Below are 6306 nucleotides of genomic sequence, written 5' to 3'. Positions count from 1 at the left end.
TTCCAGAGCTTTTTCTTTTATTCCTTTTATTCAGAATACTCGGAAAGTGACAGAAGAGGGCTATTTACCAAAAAGGAATTTCCTTAACTAAAAAAGCCATGAAGCCAGTCGAGTCTAGATTACAGCGAAATCCACTTTTACCCAAATGGGATGTATTTATTCAACCACTTTAGCTGGTAATTTCTTTTTCAAAAATCACCTTAAGTGTCAGTAAGGTAGGAAGCAGGAAATGCGAAAGTTTTCTGCTTCCGGGCGATCGCCGATCTACTCAAATTTGATAATTTCACTCCTAAGGAAGATCCTAATGAGGGAGCGACTCAGATTCAATAGAAAAGGCCGTGTATGCATACGGATTAAAATTCATGAAGCGCGATGCCACTGGTAAGTTTGTTAGCAATTGGGACTCAGAACTGAAACAACGAGTTAGCCTGTCTCTTACCAGTACAGCGTGGCAATTGCTTGATGATGAGGCTCAAAAGCGAGGCATTTCTCGTTCGGAAGTAATTGAACAGGTTGCCCGCAGCTTGGGAAGCGAACAAAATCTCGATGCCAATGCTGAAAACACTTTTTTGGAAGCACGCATCATTGAGCAACAGCAAGAGATCGCCGCTTTGCAGCAGCAAAAACAGGAGTTGGTAACCCTACTGGAAAATCTTCCAGATGCGATCGCTCGCTTCGATTCGCAAATTCGTTGCTTGTATGCCAACCGATCTGTCGAGCCAGCTTTGGGATGTTCACGGGATGCTCTACTGGGTAAATCCCTGTCTGAATTGATGTCAGATCCAATTTACCTGTTTTGGGAACATTTACGCCAAGTGTTTGCAACGGCTCAAGAACAGGAAATTGAATTTGAATTTCAAACCCCGTTTGGTCTACGCTGCTATCAAGCTCGGTTGGTTCCAGAATTGGATGCAGAGGGAACGCCAATATCAGTTGTAGTCATCAGCCGGGATATAACTGAAGCCAGAGAAGCCCAGCAACAGTCCTGCCAACTCCTAACTGCTCAAGAAACTGAGCATCAGGTAACAACGATTCTGGAAAGCATTACGGATGCCTTTGTTGCCTTTGATTGTAACTGGCACTACACTTATGTGAATCGGGCAGCTGCTCAAATTCTTCATAAAACGCCAGAAGAACTGATTGGAAAACACGTTTGGAACGAAGTCTTTCCCGAACTGGTGGGTGGGCTAGCATACCAGGAAATGCATGGAGCAGTAGCAGCACAGATACCTGTTTCCTGGGAAGAATTTGGAGAGCCTGTTCAGCGTTGGTTAGAAGTCAATGCCTATCCGTCTACGCAGGGACTAGCAGTCTATTTTCGTGATGTCACAGAACGCAAGCAGGCTGAGGCTGAAAGAGAGCGCTTGCTGCAAGAACTGGAAACCGAACGCGCCCGCTTTGAAGCCGTTTTACAACAAATGCCAGCAGGTGTGTTGATTGCTGATGCTGCATCTGGGAAGTTGGTGCTGGCGAATGAACAAGCCAAACAAATTGTTAGGTTCGATTATGAACAATCACTTGCGCTTGAGGAATATGTATCTATTACTCCATTTGCAACCTTTGGTGCTGATGGACAGATCTATGCGGCTAACGAGTATCCGCTGGTGCGATCGCTCTTGATGGGGGAAGTGATTTCTAACGAAGAATTAGATTTACATCAAAGTGATGGCAGCCAGATTTTTATTAATGTAAATTCTGCACCAATTCTCAATCACCAAAATCAAATTGTTGCAGCCGTTGTGGTTTTTCAAGATGTCACCAAGCGCAAGCAGGCTGAAGCTGTCCTGCGACAGCAAGCCGAGGCATTAGAAAACCAGCAGCAGTGGTTGCAAACTGTGCTGGATTTGATGCCAACGCCAATGCTGTTTATTGAACCAGAAACGGCGAAAATCACCTTCTCCAACCGAATTGCTAACGAGCTTGCAGGTGGCGACTTCCCAAAAAACAAATCTTTTGAGGAATATCCTGATACCTACTACTGCACCGATGCCAATGGCAAACGCATTCCCACAGAAAGAATGCCTGCGGTGTTGATAGCACGGGGAGAACGGGTACAAAACTATCAAGTCAACTGGCAGACACTAGGTGGTATTCGCTCAACACTTTGCTGGGGCGAAACCTTGCCAGCAATGTATGGACATCCTGCCATTGGCATTTGTATGTTTCAGGATGTAACTCGACTCAAGCAGATTGAAGAAAACTTGCAGCAAACCGAAGATCGCTTACAGCTGGCGCTGTCGTCTGCTCAAATGATCGCTTGGGACATGGATTTAATTACGCATCATGTACTGTGTTCGCCCAATGCGTTAGAAATTTGGGGCATTCAAGTAGGGAAAACAGAAGACTTTTTTGCTGTAATTCATCCAGACGATCGCCAACGGGTGATACAAGCGGCGGAAATGGCGATCGCTGGAGAACCTTCCTACAAGCAGGAGTATCGGGTAATTGCGCCAAACGGTGCTGTGCGCTGGCTCAATAGCCAAGGACAAGTTTATCTCAATGAAACTGGGCGGGGAGTCCGCATCACTGGCGTTTCAGTTGATATCACAGAGCGTAAACTAATTGAAGCAGAGCGCGATCGCCTGTTAGAGCGAGAACAAGCTGCCCGACGGTTAGCAGAAAACGAACGCCAGCGACTGAGAGAAATTCTCATGCAGGTTCCGGCAATGTTTGCGGTTTTATCAGGCCCCGATCACATCTTTGAATTGGCTAACTCCACCTTTGTGAAAATTTTTGGCCGTTCCGAAGACATCATTGGCAAAACAGCGCGAGAAGCTTTTGCGGGCATGGAAGACCAAGAATTTTTTGAGATTCATGACCATGTTTATCAAACTGGAGAGGTGATTCGCGGAGATGAGTATTTGACTCGCTGGGATGCGGAGGTGGATGGTAAGTTAGTCGAAGGATTTTTCAATCTCACTTTTCTGCCGCTGAGAAATGTCGAAGGTGAGATCAACAGTATTCTCATACATGGAATTGAAGTAACCGCACAGGCAAGGGCACGCCAACAGGTGGAAGCTCTACTCGAAGAGCTTCACCACAAAGAGCAACAGCAGCAATTTTTAATCGAATTGAATGATGCGATTCGTGCCATTCAAAACTCGCAGGAAATTATGTGGCGGGTAGTTTGTGCCACAGGGCAACACCTCAACGTCACTCGCTGTACTTATGGTGAAATTGATTCTACGCAGGAATACGTCATTGTCGATCGCGACTATTGCAAGAATGTAATGAGTGTCGCTGGTAGTCACCAGCTGGATTCCTTTGGCCCGGAAATTATTGCTCAACTCAAGCAGGGTAAAACAATCGTCGTCGATGATGTCGATACCGATCCTCGAACTGCGGGATCTGGAGCAGCTGCGTTTGATGCCATTCAAACAAAATCTCTGCTGTGTGTTCCCTTGGTGAAAGAAGGGCGATTTGTGGCGCTATTTGTCTTGCATCATATCTCTCCTCGCCACTGGACAGACGAAGATGTGGTACTCATGGAGCGAATTGCGCAAAAAACTTGGTTAGCTGTAGAGCGATCGCGCGCCGAAGAGGCACTGCGGGAAAGTGAAGCTCACCTGCAAGTTGCGCTGAAGATTGGACGCATGGGAACCTGGAACTGGGATATGCAGACTCGCACACTCCTCTGGTCAGAAGGACACTTCACCATCCTAGGTCTGGAATCGAATCGATGTAAACCCAGTTATAAAGTTTGGGCAAATCAGGTGCATCCCGATGATTTACTAGAAACGAGGGCGAAATTTCAGCAAGCTCTCACTGAGAAAAAAGAGTATCACCACGAATATCGTCTGCGTTGGTCGGATGGCTCGATTCACTGGGTAGAAGTTAGAGGAAAATTTACTTATGATTCTCAGGGAAATCCCAAACACTCAATCGGCGCTGTTATTGACATCACAGAGCGCAAGCAAGCCGAACAAGAACGGGAACAATTGCTAGAAAGAGAACGCATTGCCCGGAATCAAGCAGAAACTGCACAGCGTCAACTAGCAAGGATTTTTGAAACCTCTCCGGTGGGAATTGGTTTATTAGATGCCGAGCAGCGATATATTGCTATTAATGAAGCATTGGCCGAAATTAATGGACTGACTCGCGAACAACACTTAGGGTATTCAATTCCCCAACTTTTTGATCAATGCGATCCCAATTTAGTCGCAGTCTTTCACGAGATTTACACTACAGGAAATCCCTTTATCTCACCAAGCTTTGCTGTAAAAGTTCCCGGACGTAGCGATCGCTTCCCCGGTTACTACAATGTTTACTATTTACCAACTACAAACTCAAATCATCAGGTAAAAGAAGTTTTAGTCTATGTCTTAGACGTGACAGAGCAAGTATGCTTAGAGCGTAGTCAACGCTTTCTAGCGGAGGCGAGTGCAGTCCTGGCTTCTTCCCTTGATTATCAAACCACCTTGGAAGGAGTAGCACAACTGGCAGTAGCAGAGTTAGCAGATTGGTGTACAGTCCACATGGTTGCAGAAGATGGTTCGATTGAGCAGATTGCAGTAGCTCACACCGATCCTGCCAAACTGGAATGGGCACATCAAATCAGGCAGAAATATCCTCTAGACCCGGATTCCCCTCGGGGTGCTGCATTGACTTTGCGAACTGGGCAGCCCGATATTATACCAGATATTCCCGATCACTTGCTGCTGCAAACAGCCCGTGACCCAGAACATTTAGAAATTTTACGCCAAGTTGGGTTCAAATCTGTAATGACAGTGCCACTAAGAACCCAAGCACGTATTCTCGGTGTAATTACCTTTGTTGCAGCCGCGTCTGGGCAACGATACAACCAGAGAAATTTGGAATTAGCAGAAGAACTAGCTCGCCGTGCTTCTTTAGCAATCGACAATGCGCAATTGTATCGGGTAGCTCAACGCGATCGCGCCAAAGCAGAAGCCGCTAACCGCATTAAAGATGAATTTTTGGCAGTGTTATCCCACGAATTGCGATCGCCCCTGAATCCGATTCTAGGTTGGACGAAAATGCTCCGAAGTAAGCGCCTAGATCGGGTAAAAACCGACCTAGCCTTAGAAACAATCGAACGCAACGCCAAGCTGCAAGCGCAATTAATTGAGGACTTATTGGATGTCTCCCGCATCCTCCAAGGAAAAATGACCTTAAACGTCGCTCCTGTGAATTTAGCTGCCACAATTGAAGCAGCCACAGAAACAGTCAGGCTAGCAGCAGAAGCCAAGAATATCCAAATTCAGACCAATTTCCACCCAATCGCCAGCATCGTTTCCGGCGATCCAAACCGCCTCCAACAGGTTGTTTGGAACTTGATTTCCAATGCAGTGAAGTTCACACCATCTGGAGGACGAGTTGAGGTGCAACTAGAGCAGGTTGGTATCTATGCTCAGATTCAAGTCAAAGACACAGGAATTGGCATCAGCCCAGAGTTTTTACCTTATGTATTTGAATACTTCCGGCAAGAAAATAGCACGACAACCAGACACTTCGGCGGACTAGGATTGGGATTGGCGATCGTTCGCCATTTAACCGAACTGCATGGAGGAACAGTTCATGCAGATAGTCCGGGACAGAATTTAGGGGCAACATTTACTGTCCGGCTACCGTTAAACGTTGTCGAGCCAGAACTATCTTTTAATGACACTCATTTAGAAAGTGTGACACAACTAACAGGGATTCAAATATTGGTTGTCGATGATGATGCAGATATGCGGGAGTTAGCAGAATTCGTCCTCACGGAATCTGGCGCACAAGTTAAGACAGCCGCATCAGCATTACAGGCATTGAGTTTATTAAATCAGTCTGTCCCCGATTTATTACTGTGTGATATTGGGATGCCAGAAATGGATGGCTATTCCCTGATTCAGCAAATTAGAAAGTGGTCACCTCAACAAGGCGGAAACATTCCGGCGATCGCGCTGACTGCCTATGCAGGAGAAATCAACCAGCAACAAGCTTTAGCCGCTGGATTTCAGATGCATATCTCCAAGCCTGTTGATCCAGAAGAGTTAGTGCAGGCAATTGTTCAATTGCTTCAAGCGATCAGTTAAGCAACTCCAAAAAATCAATTGTCCAATTTATTCCAATACGGTTCAGTTAAGAAAATTCTTCTGTGAAGGCAAGGGAACAGGGAACAGGGAACGGGGAACAGAGAGAGAAAAAACAGGTTTATCTGAACTGTATTGCAATTTATTCAGATTCTATTTTTCTTACTTCCCCTGTTCCCCTGCTTCCACAATAGACCTCTTGCAAAAATATATTTTGGCAAGAGGGGGGAAAGGGAAAAGGTTAAAGGGAAAGGGTTTTGAGTTTCTTTCCCCTTTT

At 45.9% G+C, this 6306-nt stretch carries 1 protein-coding gene; it reads left to right on the top strand.

The window, feature by feature from the left end; translation table 11 throughout:
• Positions 1–362 precede the first annotated feature (362 nt).
• On the top strand, positions 363–6032 hold the full coding sequence (locus BV372_RS33200) for a PAS domain S-box protein (protein WP_086691538.1): 5670 nt from the start codon (positions 363–365) through the stop codon (positions 6030–6032).
• The last annotated feature ends 274 nt before the right edge of the window (positions 6033–6306 follow it).

Origin of the sequence: Nostoc sp. T09 (assembly GCF_002154695.1) — a bacterium.
Taxonomy (GTDB): Bacteria; Cyanobacteriota; Cyanobacteriia; order Cyanobacteriales; family Nostocaceae; genus Aulosira.
Note: the sequence above shows the minus strand (reverse complement) of the source record. Positions and strands in the feature narration are given on the sequence as shown.

Coding starts and splice junctions, on each gene's coding strand:
- BV372_RS33200 (WP_086691538.1), top strand. CDS start 363: ATGAAGCGCGATGCCACTGGTAAGTTTGTTAGCAATTGGGACTCAGAA.